18 protein-coding genes are annotated in these 24,648 nt (G+C 57.5%); 13 read left to right on the plus strand and 5 right to left on the minus strand.

Features of this window, described 5'->3' with window-relative positions; all coding sequences use genetic code 11:
• Position 1 precedes the first annotated feature (1 nt).
• The gene (pgi, locus tag DSM3645_RS26220) at positions 2–1,633 is read right to left on the minus strand and encodes a glucose-6-phosphate isomerase (protein WP_002655683.1); all 1,632 of its coding nucleotides are present in this window, start codon (positions 1,631–1,633) and stop codon (positions 2–4) included.
• A 306-nt stretch (positions 1,634–1,939) separates the two neighbouring features.
• Here pgi and DSM3645_RS26225 point away from each other — a divergent pair, with 306 nt between their 5' ends.
• From DSM3645_RS26225 to DSM3645_RS26255, 7 genes are all read left to right on the plus strand, one after another.
• Positions 1,940–2,836: an amidohydrolase family protein gene (locus tag DSM3645_RS26225; protein WP_002655684.1), complete on the plus strand. Its 897-nt coding sequence runs from the start codon at positions 1,940–1,942 to the stop codon at positions 2,834–2,836.
• A gap of 26 nt (positions 2,837–2,862) precedes the next feature.
• Positions 2,863–3,642 carry an amidohydrolase family protein gene (locus tag DSM3645_RS26230; protein ID WP_002655685.1) on the plus strand — a complete coding sequence of 260 codons (780 nt, stop codon included), beginning with the start codon at positions 2,863–2,865 and terminating at the stop codon, positions 3,640–3,642.
• A gap of 266 nt (positions 3,643–3,908) precedes the next feature.
• Positions 3,909–6,353 carry a DUF1592 domain-containing protein gene (locus DSM3645_RS26235; protein ID WP_002655686.1) on the plus strand — a complete coding sequence of 815 codons (2,445 nt, stop codon included), beginning with the start codon at positions 3,909–3,911 and terminating at the stop codon, positions 6,351–6,353.
• A gap of 34 nt (positions 6,354–6,387) precedes the next feature.
• The gene (locus tag DSM3645_RS26240; protein WP_002655688.1) at positions 6,388–7,677 is read left to right on the plus strand and encodes a DUF1552 domain-containing protein; all 1,290 of its coding nucleotides are present in this window, start codon (positions 6,388–6,390) and stop codon (positions 7,675–7,677) included.
• Positions 7,678–7,964: 287 nt separating this feature from the next.
• Positions 7,965–8,978, plus strand: coding sequence for a DUF1559 domain-containing protein (locus DSM3645_RS26245; protein WP_002655689.1), 1,014 nt, complete (start codon positions 7,965–7,967; stop codon positions 8,976–8,978).
• 57 nt (positions 8,979–9,035) lie between these two features.
• Entirely contained in the window at positions 9,036–9,470 is a 435-nt protein-coding gene (locus DSM3645_RS30335) for a hypothetical protein (RefSeq protein WP_002655690.1), read from the plus strand.
• A 38-nt stretch (positions 9,471–9,508) separates the two neighbouring features.
• Positions 9,509–10,621 (plus strand): alpha/beta hydrolase family protein, encoded by a 1,113-nt coding sequence (locus DSM3645_RS26255; RefSeq protein WP_002655691.1) that lies wholly within the window; start codon positions 9,509–9,511, stop codon positions 10,619–10,621.
• A gap of 25 nt (positions 10,622–10,646) precedes the next feature.
• Here the strand turns inward: DSM3645_RS26255 and DSM3645_RS26260 are convergent, their stop codons facing one another.
• The 3 genes from DSM3645_RS26260 to DSM3645_RS26270 form a co-directional block, all read right to left on the minus strand.
• Positions 10,647–11,066, minus strand: coding sequence for a carboxypeptidase-like regulatory domain-containing protein (locus DSM3645_RS26260; protein ID WP_002655692.1), 420 nt, complete (start codon positions 11,064–11,066; stop codon positions 10,647–10,649).
• Positions 11,067–11,244: 178 nt separating this feature from the next.
• On the minus strand, positions 11,245–12,306 hold the full coding sequence (locus DSM3645_RS26265) for a DUF1559 domain-containing protein (protein ID WP_131282846.1): 1,062 nt from the start codon (positions 12,304–12,306) through the stop codon (positions 11,245–11,247).
• Positions 12,307–12,557: 251 nt separating this feature from the next.
• Positions 12,558–13,754 (minus strand): Gfo/Idh/MocA family protein, encoded by a 1,197-nt coding sequence (locus DSM3645_RS26270; protein WP_002655695.1) that lies wholly within the window; start codon positions 13,752–13,754, stop codon positions 12,558–12,560.
• 468 nt (positions 13,755–14,222) lie between these two features.
• Between DSM3645_RS26270 and DSM3645_RS26275 the strand changes: the two genes are divergently transcribed.
• The 4 genes from DSM3645_RS26275 (at position 14,223) to DSM3645_RS29055 (ending at position 18,675) form a co-directional block, all read left to right on the plus strand.
• A complete protein-coding gene (locus tag DSM3645_RS26275) occupies positions 14,223–14,969 on the plus strand; it encodes a phosphatase PAP2 family protein (RefSeq protein ID WP_237564940.1) in 747 nt (248 codons plus the stop codon).
• Positions 14,970–14,980: 11 nt separating this feature from the next.
• Entirely contained in the window at positions 14,981–16,123 is a 1,143-nt protein-coding gene (locus DSM3645_RS26280; RefSeq protein WP_002655697.1) for an LptF/LptG family permease, read from the plus strand.
• Positions 16,124–16,136: 13 nt separating this feature from the next.
• Entirely contained in the window at positions 16,137–17,735 is a 1,599-nt protein-coding gene (locus DSM3645_RS29050; RefSeq protein WP_002655698.1) for an ArnT family glycosyltransferase, read from the plus strand.
• A 106-nt stretch (positions 17,736–17,841) separates the two neighbouring features.
• Positions 17,842–18,675 (plus strand): FkbM family methyltransferase, encoded by an 834-nt coding sequence (locus tag DSM3645_RS29055; protein WP_002655699.1) that lies wholly within the window; start codon positions 17,842–17,844, stop codon positions 18,673–18,675.
• Between the two features lie 122 nt (positions 18,676–18,797).
• Here DSM3645_RS29055 and lepA read toward each other — a convergent pair whose 3' ends face one another.
• Positions 18,798–20,612, minus strand: coding sequence for a translation elongation factor 4 (gene lepA, locus DSM3645_RS26295; RefSeq protein ID WP_002655700.1), 1,815 nt, complete (start codon positions 20,610–20,612; stop codon positions 18,798–18,800).
• Between the two features lie 368 nt (positions 20,613–20,980).
• On the opposite strand from lepA, the gene DSM3645_RS26300 reads away from it, so the two are divergent.
• Entirely contained in the window at positions 20,981–22,651 is a 1,671-nt protein-coding gene (locus DSM3645_RS26300) for an aspartate:alanine exchanger family transporter (protein WP_081445019.1), read from the plus strand.
• Between the two features lie 535 nt (positions 22,652–23,186).
• Positions 23,187–24,593: a hypothetical protein gene (locus DSM3645_RS29060; RefSeq protein ID WP_002655705.1), complete on the plus strand. Its 1,407-nt coding sequence runs from the start codon at positions 23,187–23,189 to the stop codon at positions 24,591–24,593.
• The last annotated feature ends 55 nt before the right edge of the window (positions 24,594–24,648 follow it).

Below are 24,648 nucleotides of genomic sequence, written 5' to 3' on the forward strand. Positions count from 1 at the left end.
CTTACCGCTTCAGCTTGCGATAACGAGCGATCAGCGCGTTGGTCGAGCTGTCATGCTCGAGCGCCGGTTCGGACTTGGAGGTCAGCTCTGGCACAATCCGATTGGCCAACACTTTCCCTAGCTCGACGCCCCATTGGTCAAACGAGTTGACGCGCCAGATCGTTCCCAAGGTGAAAACCTTGTGCTCGTAAAGCGCGATCAACTTGCCCAGCGCCGCTGGAGTCAGCTTGTCGATCAACAGCGAGTTGGTCGGACGATTGCCGGGGAACGTACGGTGCGATATCTGGAAGTCAGCGACTCCATCCGCTTTCACTTCGGCCGCCGTCTTGCCAAACGCAAGCGCCTCAGGCTGGGCGAAGAAGTTGGCCATCAACTTGTCGTGATGATCTCCTAGCGGATTCAGCGATTGGCAAAAACCGATAAAGTCGCAGGGGATCAGCTTCGTCCCTTGATGGATCAATTGGTAATAGGCGTGCTGCCCGTTGGTTCCCGGCGTTCCCCAGACGATCGGTCCGGTCTGATAGTCGACCGGCGAACCATCCAAGGTGACGCGCTTGCCGTTGCTCTCCATGTCCAACTGCTGTAGGTACATGCTGAACTTGCCGAGATAGTGATCGTACGGCAGCACGGCTTGCGTTTGGGCGCCAAAGAAATTGTTGTACCAAAGGTTGAGCAGCGCCATGAGGACCGGAATATTTTGATCCAACGGCGCCGTGCGGAAGTGCTCGTCCATTTCGTGAAACCCGGCGAGCATCTCGCGGAAGTGATCGCCGCCGACGGCGATCATCAGCGATAAGCCGATCGCCGAATCGAACGAGTAGCGCCCGCCGACCCAATCCCAAAACTCAAACATATTGGCCGTGTCGATGCCGAACTTGGCGACCTCTTTCTCATTGGTCGAAAGCGCGACAAAGTGCTTGGCGATCGCGGCTTCGTCTTTCAACGTTTCGAGACACCAGAGTCGCGCGGTATGCGCGTTGGTCAGCGTCTCTTGCGTGGTGAACGTCTTCGACGCGATGATGAACAGCGTTTCGGCCGGATCGAGGTCATGGATCGCCTCGGCCATGTCGGCGCCGTCGATGTTCGAGACGAACCGGAACGTCAGATTGCGATCGCTGTAGTGCTTGAGCGCGTCATAGGCCATCGCTGGTCCCAAGTCAGACCCGCCGATGCCGACGTTGATGATGTTTTTGATCGGCTTGCCGGTCTGCCCGCGCCAATCGCCGCCGCGAATCTTGGCGGCGAAAGCTGCCATTTTGTCGAGGACCGCATGGACCGCCGGCACAACGTTCTCACCATCCACGTCGATCGTCGCGCCTTGCGGAGCTCGCAGCGCCGTATGCAATACGGCCCGATCCTCGGTGACGTTGATCTTGTCGCCGCGGAACATCGCGTCGATCCGCTGGCGCAGACCAGAGGCTTCGGCCAATGCGATCAGCAGCGAGACGGTTTCGGCGGTTATCCGATTCTTGGAATAGTCGAGATAAATACCGACCGCGTCGAGTGAGAACTTTTCGCCCCGGTCCGCCTCGTTGGCGAATAGATCGCGCAGCTGGACGTCGGCCAGCTGATCGTAGTGCGATTGGAGAGCCTGCCAGGCGGCGGTTTGAGTCAACGATGGTGCGGCCGTCATGGTACGAATCTCCCGAAGGTGGCGAGCGAACTCGATATTTTTCCTAACAAGCCGAGAGCCCAAACGGCCCGACTCGGCAGATTTGTAGTTTAACGGTCTAGTCCTCGTGGACGTAGCGGGCAAGCAGAAAAAGCTCGCGGCGAACGACTTCTTCCCAAGCGAGCGGCGGCGAGCCTAGTCGCGATTCTTCATCTTTCCGTTCTTCTCTATGATATTTCGATGTATCATAAAGAATCTTCCGCGTAGACGGAGGGCAGCGCCCCATTTTTCAGCCATTCCCCCCCGCTTTCTTCATGAGTTCGTCACATGACTGTGAGCGCCGCTAATGTCACACGCCGCGATTTTCTCACGCTGACCGCCGCCGGCGGTTTGCTGGCCAATGCGCGGCGATCGCAGGCCGAACCGGTTACTGGAGCCGAGTCAGTCACCCCATCGTGGGTCGACGCTAACGTCTATTTGTCACGCTGGCCATTTCGCCGTATGCGATACGACACGCCAGACGCTTTGGCATCGATGCTACGCAGCAAAGGGATCACCCAGGCTTGGACCGGCAGCTTGGACGGCGTCTTTCATAAAGATATCGGCGCCGTCAATCGGCGATTGTCGGAAGCGTGCGCCCAACAGGACGATGGACTGCTGGTCCCGTTCGGTTCGATCAATCCGCTGTTGCCCCAGTGGCGTGACGAATTGCGTCTTTGCGCCGAGCGATACCGGATGCCGGGGATTCGGCTGCACCCCAGCTATCACGGGTATGACCTGAAAGAACCGCGGTTGGCGGAGTTGCTGCAAAGAGCGGCGGAACTGAACCTGATCGTGCAGCTTTGCGCCTGGCTCGAAGACGCGCGAACCCAACATCCCCAGATGCGCGTGCCGGACGTTGACCTGGCGCCGCTCGGCGATCTGGCCGCGTCGACTTCTGGATTGCGTCTGGTGCTGCTCAACGGCGTGAAGAACGCGGCGGGAGTCGCCCAAGCCAAACTACTTCAGTTGCCCAACGTCTATTGCGACATCGCCCAGTTAGAAACCAGCGAAGGCGTTTCGAAGCTGTTGGCGACGACCACGGCCGAGCATCTGTTGTTTGGGTCGTATTCGCCGATGTTCTATTTTGATTCGGCGCGGCTCAAGCTGACCGAGTCGGTTCTGACGCCGCAGCAAGATCAAGCGATTCGTTTTGGCACGGCCCGCTCGCTGCTTCCCGCCTAGCATCCTCTGCGATTGAGTTTCAACCGATGAAGATTTGGGATATGCATTGCCATCTGCCTTCGCCGCAACTGACCGGCGAGAGCTTGATGGAACAAGCGGAGCAGCTGCTCGAGATCGCCGGGCGAGTTGGGATCAGCAAGCTGTGCCTGTTTTTGGAAGTCGGCAAGCCGCTCGGGCCTTTCTCCGACGACGAAATCGTCCGCGTGCTAGAACGCTACTACGATCGCTTGTATGGGTTTGTCTGGTGCGATTTGCAGCAGACGGCCGAGAGCGTTGATCTGCTGCAAAAATGGGTGGGGGACGGCCCGATGGTCGGACTCAAGCTCGGCGGCTTTAGTGGAGTTTGCAGTCGCCGCGAATACGCACCAGTCTTTGAAAAAGCGATCGATCTGAAAGCGGTCATCTATCAGCACACTTGGCTGAAAGTCTCAGGCAACCTGCCGAACGAGTCGACCCCGCAGGACGTGGTTGATTTGGCGAAACGATATCCCGACTATCCCTTCATCTGCGGACATTCTGGCGGCGACTGGGAAGTCGGCATTCGCGCGGTGACCGCCGCTCCCAATGTGTCGATCGGCATCGGCGGCTTTTATCCGACCTCCGGCATCGTCGAGTCAGGCGTCCGCCAACTCGGGGCCGAGCGAGTCTTATATGGAAGCGATGCGCCGGGACGCAGCTTCTCTTCTCAGCTGGGCAAAGTGCTGGGCGCCGATCTGCCGGATGAACATAAGCAGATGATCCTGTACGACAATTTCGACCGGTTAATGCAGCCGATCTCGCGGAAGAAGGGTTGGATCGCCCCCTGATCCCCAACCTAGACGCACAAAGTGATTCGCCGCGCTACGGCTCGAAAAGCAGGGAGCCTGAGGATTGAGCTGTAAGGGCGACGCGGAGAAGATATTGCAGCTTCAAATCTCCCGTAATCCCGGTCGTTTGCGATGCAAAATATCTCGCTTTAGCCGATAATCTTGGTATGATTACTGGATAGCGTCATCCACCCACCAGGCGCTATCCCACCCCGCCCAATCGCTGCAACCCCAGCCACAGTCCTACCTTACGGCAATCCTACGCCATGGCGCGTTTTAAATTCGTCACAACCGATATGCGCAATTTCGGGCATTCTTTGCCGCGATTTGTGGTGATGTTTGTCGTCTTGCTGACGCTAGCGACCTCGGTATTTGCCGCGACTCCGGCTCCTCCGCAGACGCCGGCGGCGATTCGTCAATTTGTCGCGACCAACTGTTTGGACTGCCATCAGGGGGCGACTTCCGAAGCGGGTCTTGATCTTGAGCAGCTTTCCTTTGATTTGAGCGACGAAGCGGTTCAAGATCGCTGGGTTCGGATCTTTGACCGGGTCGAGTCAGACGAAATGCCGCCGACCGAATTTGGCGAGGCCGACGCCGACGAGAAGCAGAAGTTTCTCAGCGCAACGCGCACGCATCTCCGTCGTCAGCAACTTTCGCAACAGGAAACAGCAGGACGCGTCCAAGCGCGACGCCTGACCCGTCTGCAAGTCGAGCGTTCGCTGCATGATTTGCTGGGCATTGATATTCCGCTGACGGACTATTTGCCGGAAGAGTCTCGACCGAACGGATTTACGACGGTCGCCGACGGCCAGTCGATGTCGCACTTTCAATTGGCGGCCCATTTGCAAGCGGTCGACGCGGCGTTGGATGAAGCGTTTCGCCGTGCTCTCTCGCCCGAAGATGAATACGTACGCGACTTTGACGCCCAAGGAGTTTCACGCACCAATCCGAAGCGACGCTGCCGCGAGCCGGAGATGCGCAACGGCAAAGCGGTGATCTGGTCGTCTGGTTTGATCTACTACGGACGGATCCCGGCGACCACGGCTCGCAGTGACGGTTGGTATCGTTTTCAAGTCACCGTCTCTGGTTTGAAGCCTCCCAAGACCGGCGGCGTCTGGTCGACCGTACGAACGGGACTGTGCGTTTCGACCGCCCCTCTGCTGCAAGACGTGACCACCTTCGAAGCGATGGACGAGCCGAAGACGATCGAGTTTCAGACATGGCTGCCGAAAGGTCACATGCTGGAGATTCGCCCCGGCGACGACACGTTGAAGAAGGGACGCTTTGCCGGCGGTCAGGTCGGTGTGGGAGAAGGGGAGTCGCAAGATCTCGCGGGAATCGCCTTCGATCGGATCACGATGGAGCGGATTCATCTGAACGGCGACGACGATCATGTTCGCAGCTTAGTGCTGGGCGACTTGAAGACGACTCCCAACAAAGACAAGAAAAAGCCGTTCCAAGTGGTCAGCAAGTCGCCGCGAGAGGATGCCGCTCGTTTGCTGTTGGCCTTCGCGCAGCGTGCTTTCCGCCGCCCGATCTCGCCTGGGGAGATCGCTCCTTATGTCGAACGCGTGCAAGCGGCGCTTGATGACGGCGACGACTTTGTCGCGGCGCTGCGTATGGGCTATCGGGCGCTCCTTTGTTCGCCGCGATTCCTTTACTTTTCAGAATCGCCTGGCCCGTTGGATGATCATGCGATCGCGACGCGACTCAGCTATTTGCTGACCGGCAGCACGCCGGATGAACAGCTGCGCCGCTTAGCGGACGCCGGCAAATTGCATGAAAAGAAGAGACTGCAGACCGAAGCGGCTCGCCTGTTGAGCGGCGAGAAAGGTCGCCAGTTTATTCATGACTTTGCGGCCGAATGGCTCGATTTGGATCAGATTAATTTCACGACGCCGGATCGAAAGCTTTATCGTGATTTTGATCCCATCGTTCAGCAGGCGATGCTCAACGAGACCGAGACATTTCTCGAGACGATGCTGCAAGAGAACCTGGGCGTCGACAAATTGATTGACGCCGACTTTACCTTTCTCAACAGTCGCTTGGCTCGCTACTACCAAATTGGTGGAGTCGAAGGGGACGAGTTGCGCCGCGTCGCGCTGTCGCCGGAGAGTCATCGCGGCGGCCTGATCACGCAAGGCGCAATTTTGAAGGTGACCGCCAACGGTTCGAATACTTCTCCAGTCCTGCGAGGCGTTTGGATGTTGGAGCGGATCTTGGGGGATTCGGTTCCTCCCCCGCCCACCAACGTGCCGGCGGTCGAACCTGATATTCGCGGCGCAACGACGATCCGTGAGCAACTGGCCAAGCATCGCTCGCAAGGGGACTGCGCCAGCTGCCATGTGAAGATCGACCCGCCGGGATTCGCGTTAGAAAACTTTGACCCCGCAGGCCGGTGGCGAGATACGTATATCAAGATGTCGGGAACCAAGCGGAAAACGGGCGCCGTGATTGACGCCAGCTACGTGCTGCCCGACGGCGATGAGTTTAAAAATATCGACGGCTTTCAGGCGCTTACCATCCGTAAACCTCAGAAGCTGGCGGCTTGCGTCGCCGAAAAACTGTTGGTCTACGGGACGGGCGCACCGATCGCTTTCGCGGATCGCGACGCGGTGGAAGCGATTGTCGAGGAGACGGCGGCGGAAGATTACGGTTTGCGTTCGATCATCCAAGCGGTGGTCGCCAGCCCGTTGTTCTTAAGCAAATAACGTTCAATTTCAGCTAAGAGAAAGACGGTGACTTATGTCGAGTCAGGTTCACTTCAACTTCGGTAAAAAACTGAACCGTCGAACCGTTCTACGCAGCGCCGGAATCGTCATGTCGATGCCTTGGCTCAGCGCCATGAGTCAGGCCTTCGCCGGCAGCGACAAACCGGCGACGCCCAAGCGATTTGTTGCGATGACGCTAGGTCTGGGTCTGCACTCTGAGAATCTCTTTCCGGAAACGGCCGGGCGCGATTACGAAGCGCCGTTGTACCTGAAACAGTTAGAAGATATCCGCGACCGCTACACGGTCATCTCAGGCGTTTCGCATCCCGGCGTCTCGGGCGGACATCGCGCCGAAGCAAGTTTGCTCAGCGCCACGCCGATGGGGAGCGGCGCTCAGTCGCGGACGACGATTTCAGTTGACCAGTTGCTGGCCAAGCATCTGGGCAATCAGACGCGGTTCCCGTCGCTGGTGCTCAGCTCGTCAGGCAGCAACAGTCCTTCCTACACCGAGAATGGCTCGATGATTCCGGCCGAAAGTTCGCCGGCACGCCTGTTTATGCAATTGTTTGTGACCGATTCGCCAGCCGATCAGAAAAAACAAGTCCATCGTGCTCGACAGGGGCAGAGCATTATGGACCTGGTCGCCGAAGACGCTCGAGCGCTGCAACGCGAACTGGGCGCCGGCGACCGAGATCGGCTAGACGCCTACTTCACCAGCGTGCGTGAATTGGAAAAGCGGATGGTTGAAGCCGAAGAATGGGCCCATCGCCCGAAGCCGAAAGTCGACTTCACCAAGCCGATCGACATCTCGAACCCTAATGACTTCATTGGGCGACAACGCTTGATGAGCGACATGGTTCGTTTGGCCCTCTCGACCGATTCTACCCGCTTCGTCTCGTATCACTTGGGCGGTTCTGGCGGAGTCGTGCCGATCGAAGGAGTCGACGAAGGCTATCACTCGCTCAGCCATCATGGACGCGACGAAGAGAAACTGGCGCAATTGGCGTTGGTCGAAGCGGCGATTGTACGGGCCTGGGGCGACTTCCTGCGCGGCCTCGACAAGACCGAAGAAGATGGCGGCAGCTTGCTCGACAACACGTCGGTCTTGATGACCAGCAATCTGGGCAACGCGTCGAACCACGATAACCGCAACATGCCGGTCCTGTTCGCCGGCGGCGGATTCCGCCACGGTCAGCATCTCGCGTTCGATCGGAAGAACAACTACCCGCTGCCGAATCTCTATCTCTCGATGTTGCAGAAAACTGGGCTGGAAATCGACCAGTTCGCGACCAGCACCAGCACGATGACCGGGCTCGAAGGTTAGAGCCGTTTCCTAACTGGCGCAGCAGCAATAATTTGCTGCGCCCGCTGCGGATCGCCTGATCACTTTTGAGCGCGCGGCTTCTACCCATGCGCTCATTCTCTGGCTGAACGGCCATGCGCATTATCGAAAGAGAATTGCGCGTTTACGCATGTCCTACGCACTTCTTGCATGTTACTGTCAATCAGACGGTGAAAGTTGCGAAGCGGCGCTTCTCTAGTTCGCCGACTAAAAGTTTGCTTATCAGGCGCATTGATTCCATTCTCTTTTCCCAATGCAGCGAGATTTTTATGAATTCGATTCCTCAGCGTTTTCGCGGATTTACTTTGGTCGAGTTGCTAGTGGTGATCGCGATCATCGGCGTGCTGATCGCCTTGTTACTGCCGGCGGTTCAACAGGCGCGGGAAGCGGCGCGGCGGATGTCGTGCAGCAACAATCTAAAACAGGTCGGCCTGGCGGTTCATAACTATCATGACACGCACTTGAAGTTGCCAATCGGCGCCCAATACTACTGGCACTCGAACTTCCTCGTTCACTTGCTTCCCTTTCTCGAACAAGGCAACATTTATGACGGGCTAGTTTTCAACAATGCGTCCGCCATGCTGTTCGACTCGACCTCGATGTCTGGCTATCGGCAAGCGAACTACGAGGTCATGCAAGGCTTCAACGCTCCGGCCTATCAATGCCCGTCGAGTCCGTTGCCCGAATTCGCCGAGAACCCCGGCGGGCCAGTCGAGTGCGGCACGACCTCGTATATCGGCGTCGCGGGCGCACCAACCAGCAGCATTACTTCGACCGATCCGACCGGTCAGAGCCGATGCGTTTCTGCGTCGACCGGTTATTTGTGCAGCAATGGCGCATTGATACCGAATGAATCGCTGCGGTTGGCGCAGATTTCTGACGGCACGACCAACACGGTAATTATTGCCGAACAATCGAATTGGACCGTCAACTCTAGCGGCCAGAAAATTGATCAACGAAACAGCAGTCGCCGCGGCGCCTGGATTGGCGCCAATACAGTCGGCTATCCCGGCGATGCAGCCGGCACTTCTTGGAGTAGCGGCGCCATCTACAACGTTTCGACCATTCGTTACGGCGTCGGCTTTCGTACGCTCTCTTCCGGCACCGGAGGTAATCACCAGACCGGTGGCAATACGCCGATCCACTCCGCCCATCCCGGCGGCGCGATGGTGGTGCGCTGCGATGCAGGCGTCAGCTTTTTGCCTGAAACGATGGACTGGGAGGTCTTGCGCAACATCTGCATACGAGATGACGGCAATGTGTTGGTCCCCAGCCCGTTCTAGGCGTTAGCGTCCGTACCGCATCTTCCTTTCGCGTCTGATTATCCGGAGCATTGTCGAATGTCCGTTTCTCACTTGGCATCGCGTCACTCCCTGGCGATCGCTACCTATATCATAGTTCTTTGCGTCTCCGGCTGTGGTTCGTCCAACGAAGTACCGATCGCCGCAGTCAGCGGGAGAGTGACCCACGGGGACCAGCCGGTCGCCGAAGGAATTGTCTGCTTCATGTCGGCAAAAGGCTTCGGCGCGAGTGCGCCGCTGCAAGCCGACGGCTCGTATCAACTGCAAAGCCAACATGGCGCCGGAATTCCGCTGGGCGCCTATAAGGTGATTGTCCAGCCGCCTGAGATGGAGATTGTCGAGAGTGATCGCAGCGCGCCGCGGAAAAGCGATTCGTCGAATATCCCCCGCAAATATCAAGATTTTGCGACCAGCGGTCTTGAGATGGTCATCGGCGAAGGACGCCAAACATTCGATATTCAACTCACTCCCTAGCGTCACCTTCCTTCAACCGCTGAGAGATCCTGCTCGTGATGTATCGCACGCCGCTGTTCATGTTCGCCTTTCTGTTCGCTCACGCTCCCTGCTTGGTAGGTGCGGAAGAGCCGGCAGCGACGATTGAAGAGAACAACGTCACCCACAGCTTTCAAAAACTTGCTGATACGGTAGAACCCGATCTGGCGTGGGACGCCGAGACTCCGGCCGAGCATGCAGCCTGGCGCAAAAAGATGCACGCGACAATCGTCGATCTGTTAGGCAAGATGCCGCAGCGCGTGCCGCTGGAAGTCGAGTGGGCGGAAGAAGAGAAGTTCGAGAAGTTCACACGCTACAAGATTTACGTGCGCACCGAGCCAACCTACTGGGCGCCGGTTTACTACTTTGTTCCGCACGCGCGAAAAGAGAAAGTCCCGGCGATCATTTGTCTGCATGGGCATAGCGGGATTGATCCTTACATTCGTCTTAACGAAGACGAAAAGCAGAAAAAGAAAACCGACGAGTCCGCGCTCGACTACGCCGTTTATATGGCCGAGCATGGGTATGTCACTGCCGCGATGGTGGTGCGCGGTTGGAATGAGACGTGCGGCCGACGTGATGCTGGATACAAGTCGACGCACCTGCGCAGCTGCCACGAAATGAGCATGAACGCCTTCTTGATGGGGATGACCCCGCAAGGAATCCGTTGCTGGGACGCAATGCGGGTTGTCGACTTTTTGCAGAGTCGCGAAGAGGTCGACCCCGATAAGATCGGCGTCGGCGGTCTCTCGGGCGGCGGAACATTGACGATGTATCTGCCGATCCTGGATGAACGCATCAAACTGGCGATGATCGCCGGCGCTTTTTCGGAGTATCGCACGTCGATCTTCTCGATCCATCATTGCATTTGCAATTGCCTGCCCGGCGTGATGCGGCACGGAGAAATGGCGGACGTCGTCGCGCTATTCGCGCCGCGTCCGGTGCTGCTGATCAATGGGATCGATGATCCAATTTTCCCAATCGACGGAGCGCGCACCGGGCTCGGAAAACTGAAGCAGGTCTACGGCGTGCTCGGCGTCCCGCAAAACGTCGACGCCGACTTCTTCGACGGCGGGCACGCGTGGTCCAACAACAAGACGCTTAGCTTTTTGCATCAGCACTTTGGCGAGTAGCACGCGTGCGACTTTCCACCGCCTGTTAGTTCGTTGACTCTAACTCGAAATCGATCGTTTGCCGACCTGATTGAACATCTGCCGTGAGCGCGCCTGGTCTTCCATATTGCGCTGGAAAGAGATTCGGCCTTTGCTTATTTGGCGGCAAAGATTCGTCGTAAGCGTTGTAATCGATCAGTACGTCATTCGTGCCAAGCATGGCGCCTTCGCGTCGAAACGTGAACATCAGAAGGTAATGCCCGTCGGCGTCGGTACGTCCCGAAGCGGTCGTCCCCTCATTTTCAGTCGGCACAAAAGTGACGATCGCACCTTCGACCGGCTTTCCATCCAGCGTCACCGTTCCTTCCACGTAACCGAGCGGGATGTCATCGCCGCCGCAGCCCAACAGGGCGACAACGATCGTTAGCAAGCCAAGACGACAAATCGATGCGAGTGAGCGGGACATCAGATCGGGTTCCTTTTTCCGAGTAGCGAATGACGCTATCGTTCGCGAAATATTCATCGCGGCAAAGTTTCTGCGTGAACTCCGCCGCTGGTTGAATGAGGTAGTCCGTCGAAAAAAACATCTTCGCTTACCGGCGCGTCGTCTCGTCCTTGAGTTAAGTCACCCAATAGGCGGCCCGTTAGAACTCGTCGACCGGCTCACCATCGTCGATCGATGCGAGTCGTTGATAGATCCCCCAATCCGATGGAGGATCGGCCGCAGCCGATGCGGTGTGCTGGATATTTTCGCTAATAAAATGAGCGGAACCATCGACAAACAGAAAATGAGCTCCGCCAATGTGCAGGCTATGAAATCCGCTGAAAACGCGATCGGTCGGCGGACCATTCAGCTTTACTTTGTGATTGCGCAGATGCCGATGTGGGGGAAAATCGACATTGTCTTTATTGGGCGTATGACAATTGGCGGATCCCCCTTTGCCGACAGAGCCGAATAAGACCTGGTTGTTGGAGACGGCCCAGGTCACTTCGCCGATGCATGCTGTGTTCGACGTGCCATCGAGGACATCACGAAAACGACGACATTCATTGGCGGTAAACAGCCCACGTTGATCCGGGTTGGCGGCGAGCGAGTTGCCGGCGGCGCAGGGATTCTCTTTGGGCCCATTGCTTCCCAAGATGCCTGCATAGCTGCTGGTCGCGATCTGCTGGACATGGCCGTTATTCGACGCCGTGAACAATTCGGCATGCGACGGCTTCGTGTCGGAGGGACAATTAAAAGCGCTGAGCGAATTGCCGACGGCTGAAACGTTCTCTGGAACAGAATCGCCGCCGAAAGGTCCCGCCGTGAAATCAATCTGCTCAAACAGCGCGGACTGCTCCAACTGATGCAGAATCATCGCCTGCCAACTCCATCCCCCATCGCGGGTCGCCGAATTGGCGGAGGCCGAATCGACGTATCCCATCGGAAATTTACGGTGGACGTCATGATAGTTATGCAGCGCCAAGCCAAACTGCTTGAGGTTATTTCGACATTGACTGCGTCGAGCCGCTTCGCGCGCTTGTTGGACCGCAGGCAACAGCAATGCGATCAACACGCCGATGATCGCGATGACTACCAACAGTTCGACCAAGGTAAAGCCGCGTAAGCGATTGCGGAGAACGATCACGATAAATCCTCGCAAAAAAACCAAAGCAGAAATATCGTCAAACGGCTTGCGACGACAGATGGAATTGATAGCCATCAACGCTGGCGAATCAGCTCGTTGTTTTTCACGCTCGACAACAAGACAGAAAGCGTCCTGAATCGCCAACCGAACGACAACCTAAAGCGATTCAAACGGGTAGTCAATTCAGCATCTGGATATTTAATTCGTTCTTCATACTCCCGAGACAGTCGGCATTGCATGAAAAAAAGCCGCACCCAGGGAGTGCGACTTTTTGCGTTGCTTCAATCATGGCGCATATCGCAATCGACTGCGCCGCGCTTATCACGTTATCGGCGAGCCGCCGCGTGCTTCAGCGGCAGCCAGACGCCGTTTTCTTGGCTACTCGCGACGCATTGTTGAATGAAGTACATTCCTTCGACCCCGTCGTAGATGTTCGGATAGATCGTATCCTTCTTCTCGAACGGTTTGCCCAGCGCTCGGGCCGACATCGCGTCATAGGTGGCGCGATAAACGTTGGCGAAGGCTTCGAAGAACGCTTCGGGATGACCGCTCGGTAGGCGACAAGCGGCGGCGCCCATCTCATTCATGTACGGAGCGTTCGGGTCGCGGGTATAGATCTTGTGGGGCTCACCGTTGGCGCGAACCATCATTTCGTTCGGGTTTTCTTGCCGCCACTGCAGGGAGCCTTTCGTGCCGTCGATTTCGATCGCGACGTCGTTTTCGCGGCCATGGCTGATTTGCGAAGCGGTGACCGTTCCCAAGGCGCCATTTTCAAACTTGATGATCGCCGTGCCGTAGTCATCGAGGGCGCGGCCTTCGACAAAAGTCTTCAAATGACAGCTAATCTGCTCTGGCAGCAGACCGGTCATATAGCGTCCCAGGTTGTAAGCGTGCGTCGCGATGTCGCCAAAGCAACCGGCGGCGCCGCTTTTGGCGGGATCGGTTCGCCAGGCGGCCTGCTTCTGATCGCTATCTTCCAGCTTCGAGCGGAGCCAGCCTTGGATGTACTGGACGCGGATCGCATTGATCTCGCCCAGTTCGCCATCTTGAATCATCTGCCGCGCCTGACGAACCAGCGGATAGCCGGTGTAGTTGTGCGTGACCGCGAAGACCGAATTGGAGCCTTCGACCACTTTCAGCAACTCTTCGGCTTGGGCCAGGTCAAACGTCATCGGCTTGTCGCACATGACGTTGAAGCCGGCCTCGACGGCCGCTTTGGCGATTTCAAAATGGGTAAAGTTGGGGGTCGCGACCGAAACGAAGTCGATCCGCTGATCCTCAGGCAGCGCATTCTCTTTTTCGAGCATCTCCGCGACGCTTCCGTAAGCGCGAGCTTCAGGAATGTCGTAGTCAGGCGCTGAGGCTTTCGCTTTGGCTGGATTGGAGCTAAGTGCGCCGGCGACCAGCGCGGCTCGGTTATCAAGAACGGCGGCCGTCGCGTGGACGCGTCCAATGAATGAGCCAGAGCCGCCACCGACCAGGGCCATGCGCAGCTTGCGGTTGAGATCTCCGTTGGTAGCCATGCTCGATTTCCTTCAATTGCAAGTTGGGAGATATGTGGAAAGTAGGCGGCGACAAGCCTCGTAAACTGCGTGTTTTATCAGATCGCAGCGGTCCTGTCATTCCGGCAGCTGGGCAAGATTTCTGGGTGGCGTGAAAACGCGCGGTTTGGTACCGATAGGACAGCAATGATGCAAGCAGACAATTCGTTGCTATCTGGAGGCGCCGAAACCGGTTGGTAAAGATTTGCGTTTTCGCAATATATGACTGGCAATACGATTAACTTTGATTCCAAGCCCCGTCGAGAAGATAAACAAGGAAGAACGAGAAGATCGTGGTCCGCTGTCGCTGCTAGCATTGCTCGGGATCGAATGTCGACGAACAAATCCAACCAACACGATATTGTGTTGCCGATCCATTCCGAGAATTCGGGTTCTTGTGATCCGCAAAACCTCTGCGAGGCGGCCTGGCGAGAACGCTGGATGATCCTCATGCCGCTAGCGATACTCTTGGCGTTTACGATCGTCTGCTTCTGGCTGCCGATCGATATAATCTGCTCGCGTTTCTTCTATTTGAGCGCGTTCGACGGTTGGGCGGGGGATTACTGGTTTTCTGAAGATCTGTGCTATTCGGTCAGCCCGCTTCCCGGCGTCGTATTGGGAATTGGAGCAATCATCGTCTTGGTGATTGGTCGTTGGTCGCCGGAACTTGCCGCCCGCAAGCCGGTTGCTCGGTTCTTGTTATGCGTCGTGCTAGCAGGTCCGTTGCTCTTAGTAAACGCAATGATCAAGCCGGCGATTAGTCGTCCGCGTCCCCATCAATTGGCCGTATTCGGCGGTGAGCGTCCCGAAAACGTCCGCTATGTGGCTCCGTGGCAACTTTCGGCTATTGACGGCAAATCGTTTCCGAGCGGGCATGCGTCGATGGGCTTCCTCTGGATGGCGCCAGCATTTCTCTACTGGCGACGCAAGCGTTGGCCAGTCGCACTTTGGATGACTCTGGGAATTCTCTATGGGACGGCGATTGGATTTTTTCGCATCGCGGTCGGAGCACATTTTCTCAGTGATATTGTCTGGTCGTGCGGAATTGTCTATTTTTCCGGCCTTGCGATGTACCTTCTCCTCGGAGGCTGGCGAACAGGCGCGTTCGAAACCCAGCAGCCAAACAAGGTAAACGAGATCACGGCCGCATCGGAAGCGGCTGCTCAGGGCCTGCAACCGGAAGCACAAGCGGCGTAGCCCGCGCGAATATGAGGACGATTCAAACCTACGTCGTGTGGGAGGTCTTTAAGATCTTCTTTCTCTGCCTACTGGCCACCGTTCTGTTGATGGTGGTCGGGGGCGGCGTGAATGAAGGTCTGAAAAAAGGTCTGCCTCCTAGCATCATCCTGGGGATGATGCCGTACTTCGTACCGGAGATGCTTCGGTTCACGATTCCCGGTTGTTTGTTGTTCTCGATCTGCACCGTGTTTGGCCGGATGTCGGCCTCCAACGAGATCGTCGCGCTGAAGTCGGCCGGCATCAATCCGATCGAAATCATCTGGCCCGTGCTGGTTGCGACTTACGCACTGAGCTTCGTCACCTTTGGGCTGTATGACGTCTGCGCCGGCTGGTCGCGACCGAATATGCATCGGATCATCATTCAATCGCTCGACGATACCGCCTACAGCATGCTCCGCACGCAAAAGTCGTTCAGCATGCAAGGCTTTTCGGTACGCGTTAAAGGAGTCGATGATCGTCGTCTGATCGAACCGTTCATCACCGTGCAAACGCCCAACGGCGGTCCCGAGTTCACGCTGACCGCCGAAGAAGCCGAGCTGGAATCGAACCCCGAGACGGGCGCTCTCCAGGTCGTCTGCCGCAACAGCTTTATGGAGTATGGCGACGGCACCAACTTTTCGCAGGTCGAACCGTTCGTCCACCAAATCACGCAACTCGGGACGCTCGATCAAGATTTGAACAGCGCCTCGCCGGCCGCATTGACCTTGCGGCACATCCCCGCGCAGATCGCGCGTGAGGCGAAGCTGTTAGAAGACACCATCAACGCGCTGCACATCGGGGGCGATCCCGAGGCGATCGCCTATGCCGCCGAAGGTCATCAAAAACGACTCTGGCGATTGCAGGCCGAGCGACAACGGCGATTGTCGAACGGCCTCGGCTGTTTTTGCTTCGCTTGCGTCGGAATTCCGGTGGCGATGTGGCGGCGGACCAGTGACAACGTCACGACGTTCTTTCTCTGCTTTCTACCGATTTTAGGAGTTTACTATCCGCTGTTGGTGACCGGCGAAACGATGGCCCGCGATGGAGTGCTGGCCCCCTATTCCGTTTGGTTAGCCGATGTGGTGCTGCTAGGCATCGGCGGATTGTTACTGTGGAAATTAAACCGCAACTGAGCGATTTACTGATATGACCGCGACGAACATGGATGTTCCGGCGACCGACGAGAAGCCTTTTCCTTGGCGCAATGCGACCTGGATGCTGATCGCCGGACTGTTGGCGTTTCGAATTCTTTACACGGCGTTTGTGCCGCTGGATTTGGTCCACGACGAGGCCTATTACTGGGACTGGTCACGCCAATTAGACTGGGGCTACTACAGCAAGCCGCCGATGATCGCATGGATCATTGCGCTCTCGACCAGCATTTTCGGCAACACCGAATTGGCGGTTCGCTTGCCGGCCGCCGTACTCGGCACGTTGGGACTTGGATTCGTCTTTCTGCTGGCCGAGCGGATGTTCAACGCGAAATGCGGCTTTTTCGCCGTGCTGTTATCGGCGCTGACGCCGGGCAACGCCGCGCTCGGGTTGCTGATGACGATTGACGCTCCCTTCCTCTTCTTCTGGGTCGCGGCGCTCTATTTGTTCTGGCGCGCCTTGGAAGAAGACTCCAACACGTGGCTCTGGTTTCCGCTGACCGCGGTGGCGATCGGTCTCGGACTACTCTCGAAACAAACGACCTTCGGCTTCTTGGCGCTCGGCGGCTTGTTTATCTTGATCAGCCGCAAGGATCGAGGCCAGCTGGTGCGCCCCGGTTTATGGCTCTGCGCCATCACCGCGATCGCCTTTTTAACGCCGGTGATTATTTGGAACGCACAGCACGACTGGATTACCGCCCAGCATACGTCAGAACATTTCCAAACCGAGCCGTTTGGTCCCGTCAAACGAATCTCGCTGGCGCTCGAATTTGTCGGCGGGCTCTTCGGCATCGTGTCGCCGGTGACCTTCTTCCTGTTCGCATCGCTGTCGTTTACCGGTTTACTATCGATCCGTTCGCTCGATCGTCGCGTACAGTATCTGCTTTGCTTCAGCGCCTTGCCGCTGATGCTGATCGTCTTGCTGAGTTTGAAACAACGGATCGAACTGAATTGGCCGGCGCCGGTCTTTCCGGCGGGGATCATCTTGTGCGTCGGTTGGGCGTTGCAAAAAGCGGAGATTCCCTTTCCGCTCGCGGCCGGAGCGTTTCATTTGCGCCGAGCCGTCGTCGCCGGAGCGATCTTTACGATTGCGACGTACGCGTTGCCTTTCGCGCTGGGAGTATTTGGCCTGGTCGGCAGCAAGGTAGACCCGATCGTTCGCCTGCGCGGCTGGGAAGAGCTGGGACAGATCGTGGGCGCAGAAATCCAGAAGGCCGGCGTCGAGGATGACGCGCTGATCATCACGACCGGCGGGCGCGTCTCGACAGCCGAGCTAGCGTTTTACCTGCCGAATCAACCGCACGTCTACAGCTGGAAAGCGGACGATCAGGTTCTATCGCAATACGACGTATGGGGTGGTCCGACGCAAGTGACCGGCCGCACCGCAGTACTGGTGACTCCGGTCTACCAAACGGTTCCGCCAGAGCTAGCAGCCGCATTCTCTAGTGTCGTCAAGATCGGCCGCGTCACGGTCGCGATCAATGAAACTCGCAAGCACGAGTTTGATCTCTACCGAGCCGAAAACTTCGCCTACTGGCCTGGTCCGCAAAGTCCGACGATGGTCGCCAATCGCCCCAACGCTCCCTCGCGATAGCCTGAGTTTCCCAGACTCGTAAGTCGCTCTAGGCGCAACGACCAGCACTTCCTACTATTCGCCGTCGCCCCAACTATTGGGGAAACGATAGCACGTTGCGCTGCACGTGAAACGCAACGAGATGATCCTGTCAGGATTTCGACGCGAATTGGAGAAAAATCGGATGACGCTCTATCAACATCTCCACATGTTGGCTCGCTGCTGGCGCTACCGATTGCGTTCGGAAGCGGCCGATATCGCCCAACTTTCGCGACTCGACCTGAAAGGTTGCACCGCGATCGACATCGGCGCGAATCGCGGCATCTACTGCTACTGGCTCAGCAAGTTCGTCGGTCCCCAAGGGAAGGTGATCGGCTTTGAACTGCAGCCTGAATTGCACGACGCGCTGCAAGGTTTCAAACGACGCAGCTCGATGCGTAACGTGGAGATCGTCATGCAGGGGCTTTCCAATCAAAGCGGGCTCGTCCGCATTCAGCGCGACTATGCTGGATCGACCGGCGCCCGCATCGGCGAAACGACCACTGCCGCCGCTCCTACGGAGATTCCCGCCGGCTTCGGCCAGCTTGCTCGCCTGGACGACTATTGCCGCGAGCACAACGTGCACAACATCGGCGTCATTAAATGCGATGTCGAAGGGCATGAACGTCAGGTTTTTGAAGGCGCCGAAGAAACGCTCCGCAAACAGAAACCGATTCTGCTATTCGAAGCGTTCAATTCCGAAATCGAAAAGGGCGGCCTGTTCGAATACCTAGAGGGGCTCGGCTACTCCGGCTTCTTCTGGAGCCAAGGAATACGCTATGACGCCTGCGACTACGCTCGGGCGCCATTTCGCCGACCGACGTGCGTCCATCGCAATTATTTCTTCACGCCAACAGCCGAAGCGGCTCACCTGCGCCCCGCAGCCGTGCGGCACGCGCAATCCTATCCGGTGTCGGCGTAGAGATCACCACCAAGCGGGAAAACGTAACACTCGTGTCCTGTCATGCGACAAGTTTCGGCATTGGCGCGTGAAGACACTCGCATGACGCAGCGCTTACGAACAAGCGTTGCTCGGCTGCGACGTTATTTCTGGTCGTCTCCGGTTTCCAGCACCGCCATAAACGCCTTTTGCGGGATGTCGACCGAACCGATTGACTTCATCCGCTTCTTGCCTTCTTTTTGCTTCGCCCACAGCTTGCGTTTGCGAGAGATATCGCCGCCGTAGCATTTGGCGGTCACGTTTTTGCTGAGCGCTTTAACCGTTTCGCGAGCGATCACGCGCGTTCCGATCGCTGCCTGAATTGCGATCTCAAACATATGACGATCGATCTCACTTTTCAGCTTCTTCACGACGGCGCGACCACGACGATCAGCATCGGCCCGATTGCAGATGATCGACAAGGCGTCGACTCGCTTCCCGTTGACCAACATATCCAGGCGCACCAAGTCGGCCGGCACATAGTCACGGATTTCATAATCCATCGTGCCGTAGCCGCGTGTGGCGCTTTTCAATTTGTCATGCAGGTCATAGATCACTTCGGCCAGCGGCAGATCGTAAACCAGCATCGCTCGCGTCGGCGACAAGTACTCGGTCCGCACTTGTACGCCGCGACGCTCGGTGCAAAGTTGCATCACGGGGCCGATAAACTCGCTCGGCTGCAACAGGCTGACCCGCACGATCGGCTGCAGAAACTCTTCGATTTCGCCAGCGTCAGGGACATCTTGAGGTTTGTGAATCTCAACCTCTTGTCCCTTCTTGTTTATGATATGGTACGTCACGTTCGGAGCGGTCTGCACCAGATCGACGTCCGATTCTTGCTCAAGACGTTGCTGCACAATTTCCATATGCAACAAGCCGAGAAAGCCGCAGCGGAAACCAAATCCTAGCGCGTCGCTCGTTTCCGGCTCAAACACAAAACTCGGATCGTTAATCCGTAACTTGTTAAGCGCGTCACGCAGTTGCTCGAAGTCTTGTCCATCCGACGGATAGAGTCCGCAGAAAACCATCCGTTTCGGCTCTTGATAGCCCGGCAGCGGTTTCGCGGCGTCGGGTCCCGGGATACTGACCGTATCGCCGATGTTGACCAACTCGAGCGACTTGATATTGCAAATCAAATATCCGACCTGACCGGCGCACAGTTCGTCGGTTGCCCGCGGAGTCGGAATGAACTGGCCGACTTCGGTGACGTCATGGGTCGTTTCGCCGCGGAGAAAGCGAATCTTGTCTCCCTTTTTCACGGTGCCGTTCATCACGCGGACATAGGTGACCGCGCCGCGGAACTTGTCGTAGTGCGAGTCAAACACCATCGCCTGCAACACGTCTTCACGTGAGCCGACTGGCGCGGGAACCGTTTCGATAATCGCGGCCAACAGCTCTTCGACACCGGCGCCGGTCTTGCCGCTGATCGCTTGAACCTCGTCCGGATCGATCGCGAGCGTTTGCTCCATCTCTTCGATCACTGCGGCAGGGCGCGCGTGATTCAGGTCGATCTTGCTTAGGCAAGGGATGATCTTCAGATCGTGCTCCATCGCCAAGAAAGCGTTGGCGACTGTTTGAGCTTCGACGCCTTGGAACGCGTCGGCCAGCAACACGGCGCCTTCGCAACAGCTCAGAGATCGCGACACTTCGTACTGAAAATCGACGTGACCCGGCGTATCGATCAGGTTCAGTTCGTACTCGCGCCCTTTGTACTTGTAACGCATCGCGACCGCTTTGGCTTTGATCGTGATGCCTCGTTCGCGCTCTAGATCCATCCCATCGAGCAGTTGCTCTTTCATCTCGCGCAGCGTCACCGTGCCGGTTTTTTCCATCAGGCGGTCGGCGAGCGTGCTTTTGCCGTGGTCGATGTGGGCGATGATGCAGAAGTTGCGAATGTATTGTTGTTCGATCGAGGCCATGGATGATCCGTACGAAACTGAGTGCCGCAGCAGCCGAAATAGGCGAGCGGCGTCTGTCCTGATTGCGCCCGGCGAGAGCCGGCCGGCGCATAGCGACCCCCAGCGCTGTGGGGAGAACGATTCATTATACACGTCAGGCCGGATTGGCCGATAGGCGGACGTAAAACCCGCGTCAGCGACGCCCCCGACGGCTTAGGAGATTCAAATCCCCCGCAATCCGCCATAGTGGAGCCGCAACTGGAATGATGCGCTGCACCAACGACATGCGCTGGTTGTGACAGTACAGTAGTAGCGTTTCCAGGTCCCCCTTAGCCACATCCAGAGCAGGCGCAATGCTTCCAACCAGACGTCTTCTCGGTTCTCGAAGCATGATTTGCACATTGTCGGCAATCAGCTTCGTCTGTCCTTGCGCCGTGTCGGCGGCGGCAAGCGAGCCATCCGCCCCCCTGACCCCTGTCAGCATTCCCGGCATTCTTGTGCTGGCCGGGGTCGTCGCCATCGGTTTACTGGTGGGGCGGATTTCGCTGTTGGGGCTGACGATTGGCTCAGCGGCGGTCTTGTTTGTCGGGCTGGTCGCAGGGCACTTCCAAATGCAGGTCCCAGCCGGAACCGGTGAGATCGGCCTGGCGGCGTTCGTCTATTGCGTCGGCCTGGGCGCCGGGCCGACCTTCTTCCGATCGTTGGTTCAAGATGGGCGGACTTTGGCGCTGTTAGGCGCGGTGATCGTCACCAGCGGTGCAACCACCGCCTGGGTCGTGGGCAAAGTGCTGGGTTTGCCGGCCGAACTGGCGAGCGGGATCTTCGCTGGCGCGATGACCAGTACGCCAGCGCTGGGCGCACTAACGACCACACTGCCTAACAGTCCCGACGTCGCGGTCGGTTTTGGCGTCGGTTACCCGTTCGGCATTATCGCCGTGGTCGCATTTGTGCAGGTACTGCCGAAACTACTTGGCCGCGACTTGAAGTCAGCCGCCGCTGGTGATCCCGCCGCCGCGGCTTCGCAAATCGTGCGCAAATTGGTCGAAATTCGGAATCCAGCGATCGTGGGTAAACGCCCCGGCAGCGTCGCGATGATCGAAGCGACCAATTGTCAAACGCCGCGTGTGCGGGACGGAGACATCCTGCGTCCCACGCCGCATGACTTTCAATTTGAACTGGGACAGCAAGTCCTGCTGGTCGGTCCCGAGGGACGCCTGACGGTGGTGCTGGACATGCTGGGAGCCGAGGTCGAAGGCGCGGATCAACTGCTGCTCGACGCCGAACGCCAGCGCCGCCAAATTGTCGCGACTTCGCCCGAGGTCATTGGGCGTTCGCTGAAAGAACTGCGATTGCTCTCAAAGTACGGCGTGACGATCACGCGGATTCGTCGCCACGAAGTCGAATTCGTCCCTTCAGCGATGACCAAGATTGAGTTTGGCGATCAGCTGACCGCCGTCGGCACGCCGGAAAACTGGCCCGAAGTCGAACGCTTGGCGGGACATCGCCCAACGGCGCTCGACCAATCAAACATTTTGGCGCTGGCGGTCGGCTTGCTGCTGGGAATTGCTCTGGGCATGCTGCCGATTTCGATCGCCGGTCTCTCGATCCAGCTGGGCCTGGCCGGAGGTCCGCTCATGGTCGGACTGATCTTGGGGCACTTTGGGCGACTCGGCCCCTTGGTCGGCCATTTGCCGCGGTCGGCACGAATGCTGCTAATGGAAACGGGCCTGGTTCTCTTCTTAGCGAGCGCCGGCGTCGCGGCCGGCGGCGACTTTGTCGCCGTGCTGCAACAGCAAGGAGCGTGGCTCTGCGTGGGCGCTGCGACGGTCGCCATCGTTCCGCTGACGGTCGGCTTTCTCTTGGCCGAATACGTGATGAAACTACGACTGCTGAAATCGCTCGGCGCGATCTGCGGCGGCATGACATCGACGCCGGGTCTGGCCGCGATCACTTCGACCACCGACGCCGCGGAACCAGTCGTCGCGTATGTCGCCGCCTATCCGATTGCGCTGGGGCTGGTGACGATTTTGGCGCCGATGTTGGTCGAATTTTTAAGGTAGCGTCGACGCCACGTTGAGGCGAAACGTCAACCTTCCTTCCCCAGGCGAACAGCAAGCGGGGTCAGGTCCCAATTTGTTGCGAATTGACGCTTGGACCCGTTTGCTCTGCCGGCCTCCAATGCGCGCCGGGCGCAACCGCTTCTACAGTGCGAAACCATCGCTGGCGTGTTGACGTTTCTCAACGCGCGATGATTCTGCGAAACATTGTCGATTGGGTTGAGTTGCCTGCGATGCTATCACAAGCTGCAACGATTGCTTTGAAAGTAACGATAAAGCGCTCGGTCGAGAGTGTGAAAAACTTGAAAGAATTTCTAGTCTCGTAAAGCACGACGACGTATGATTTTCCAGCGATTAAGCGACCCGAGCTGCAAAATAATCCGTTTGATAACGGCGCCGAAATCTGGCAATCTCTAGTAACGAGTTGCCTGTACTCAGGCCGCCCGGCGACGGACTTGCCGCGGCTCGTCAAGCGAGAGGGACTTTGCCCAGAGAACCTCTGGTCGTTTTGATGACCCCCGGTTGAGGAACCGAAACCATGAATCACATGCTCTTAAAATTCGTCTTAGCGGCGCCATTGCTGGCGGCCGTCGCGTCGCCGACCTTCGCCCAAAGCTGTGCGCCTTGCGGCGGCCCGTCGTACAAAATCATTCAGCAGACGGTCTACGAAGATCAACCGGTCACGGTACGTCGTCTGCAGTACCAAAAAGTCGAGATCCCGAAAGAGGTCACGACCTATCGCCCTGTCTGGGAAACGGAGATGCGCGAACGACGTTATACCGTCGCCAAGCCGATCACCGAAACCAGCGAGCGTGAAGAACGCTACAAGGTGATGAAGGCGGTCTGGGAAGAAGAGATTCGCGACCAGAGCTACAACCAGGTTCGCTACGTCGAAGAGACCGAGATGCGTGAACGCCGCCAAACGGTGATGCGTCCGGTTTGCGAGACGCAATATTACGAACAACAAATTCGCGTCCAGCGCCCCGTGACCGAAACGGTGATGCAGACGCAGACCACCGTTCAGTACACGCCCAGCACGACGCTGCAAACGCAGTATGTCAACCAAGGTCAGTACGTCAATCAAACGGTCTATGAGCCGGGCCCGACTCGCAATCGTTTGCGATGGACCGGCGGGACCAACTATGTTGATCCCGTTACCGGTCGTGCGATGTACGATCGCCCCGGCTTGCACTGGGTTCCAGAGCAACGCCCCGGCACGTATCAGCAGGTGCAGACTTACGTCCCCAGCGTCGTCGCCCAGCAAGTTCCGGTGACGACCTACTTGCCGCAGCAAGTGACGCAGCAGATTCCAGTGCAGCGAATTCGCTATGACGAAGAGATCCAAGTCCAACGGATTCCGTATCAAACCACCCGTTATGAATCGGTCGAACAGGTTCAACAGTATCCGGTCACCGTTCGTAAGCCGGTCGTCGAGCGAATCGAAAACAAAGTGCCGGTGAAGGTTTGCCGCTGGGTCGAAGAAGAGCAGGTCCGCAAGGTCCCAATCACCACGACGCGGATGGTTTACGAAGAGAAAGTAGAGCAAACGCCGGTTCGCGTCCAGAAATGGGTCGCCGAGACCAGCACCGTTGTCGAGACCAAACTAGAGCCGGTCTGGACCGAGCAACAGATGGTCAAACGGACTCCTCGCGTCGTCACGATGCGAGTGCCGCTTGATTCGTACGGCAACGTGATCGTCGCTGCACCGGCGCCGACCATCACTTCGTACGCTCCGATCTCCCCTTCGACCATCACCCAAAAGGCGCCGACCGAAGCACAGAAACCGGCGACGGATGACGAAGAAGATTCTGAAAGCCCGATGGAAGACGTTGAGCGGGGGGGCCCAATGGCTCCGCTGGATGACGCCCAAAGACCGAGCCTGACGGACGAAGCGCCGAAGGATAGCGACCCGACCGGCACGCCTTCGCTCGACAAACCGCTCTAAACGCGGGGTAATCGCCGAACCCACGAGGCCGACCGCACTAGTTTGCGGTCGGCTT

It is taken from the genome of Blastopirellula marina DSM 3645 (assembly GCF_000153105.1).
Taxonomy (GTDB): domain Bacteria; phylum Planctomycetota; class Planctomycetia; order Pirellulales; family Pirellulaceae; genus Blastopirellula; species Blastopirellula marina.

Bases quoted from the DNA above. Each gene is read 5' to 3' on its own strand.
- pgi (WP_002655683.1), bottom strand. From the start codon at position 1,633: ATGACGGCCGCACCATCGTTGACTCAAACCGCCGCCTGGCAGGCTCTC.
- DSM3645_RS26225 (WP_002655684.1), top strand. From the start codon at position 1,940: ATGACTGTGAGCGCCGCTAATGTCACACGCCGCGATTTTCTCACGCTG.
- DSM3645_RS26230 (WP_002655685.1), top strand. From the start codon at position 2,863: ATGAAGATTTGGGATATGCATTGCCATCTGCCTTCGCCGCAACTGACC.
- DSM3645_RS26235 (WP_002655686.1), top strand. From the start codon at position 3,909: ATGGCGCGTTTTAAATTCGTCACAACCGATATGCGCAATTTCGGGCAT.
- DSM3645_RS26240 (WP_002655688.1), top strand. From the start codon at position 6,388: ATGTCGAGTCAGGTTCACTTCAACTTCGGTAAAAAACTGAACCGTCGA.
- DSM3645_RS26245 (WP_002655689.1), top strand. From the start codon at position 7,965: ATGAATTCGATTCCTCAGCGTTTTCGCGGATTTACTTTGGTCGAGTTG.
- DSM3645_RS30335 (WP_002655690.1), top strand. From the start codon at position 9,036: ATGTCCGTTTCTCACTTGGCATCGCGTCACTCCCTGGCGATCGCTACC.
- DSM3645_RS26255 (WP_002655691.1), top strand. From the start codon at position 9,509: ATGTATCGCACGCCGCTGTTCATGTTCGCCTTTCTGTTCGCTCACGCT.
- DSM3645_RS26260 (WP_002655692.1), bottom strand. From the start codon at position 11,066: ATGTCCCGCTCACTCGCATCGATTTGTCGTCTTGGCTTGCTAACGATC.
- DSM3645_RS26265 (WP_131282846.1), bottom strand. From the start codon at position 12,306: ATGGCTATCAATTCCATCTGTCGTCGCAAGCCGTTTGACGATATTTCT.
- DSM3645_RS26270 (WP_002655695.1), bottom strand. From the start codon at position 13,754: ATGGCTACCAACGGAGATCTCAACCGCAAGCTGCGCATGGCCCTGGTC.
- DSM3645_RS26275 (WP_237564940.1), top strand. From the start codon at position 14,223: ATGCCGCTAGCGATACTCTTGGCGTTTACGATCGTCTGCTTCTGGCTG.
- DSM3645_RS26280 (WP_002655697.1), top strand. From the start codon at position 14,981: ATGAGGACGATTCAAACCTACGTCGTGTGGGAGGTCTTTAAGATCTTC.
- DSM3645_RS29050 (WP_002655698.1), top strand. From the start codon at position 16,137: ATGACCGCGACGAACATGGATGTTCCGGCGACCGACGAGAAGCCTTTT.
- lepA (WP_002655700.1), bottom strand. From the start codon at position 20,612: ATGGCCTCGATCGAACAACAATACATTCGCAACTTCTGCATCATCGCC.
- DSM3645_RS26300 (WP_081445019.1), top strand. From the start codon at position 20,981: ATGATTTGCACATTGTCGGCAATCAGCTTCGTCTGTCCTTGCGCCGTG.
- DSM3645_RS29060 (WP_002655705.1), top strand. From the start codon at position 23,187: ATGAATCACATGCTCTTAAAATTCGTCTTAGCGGCGCCATTGCTGGCG.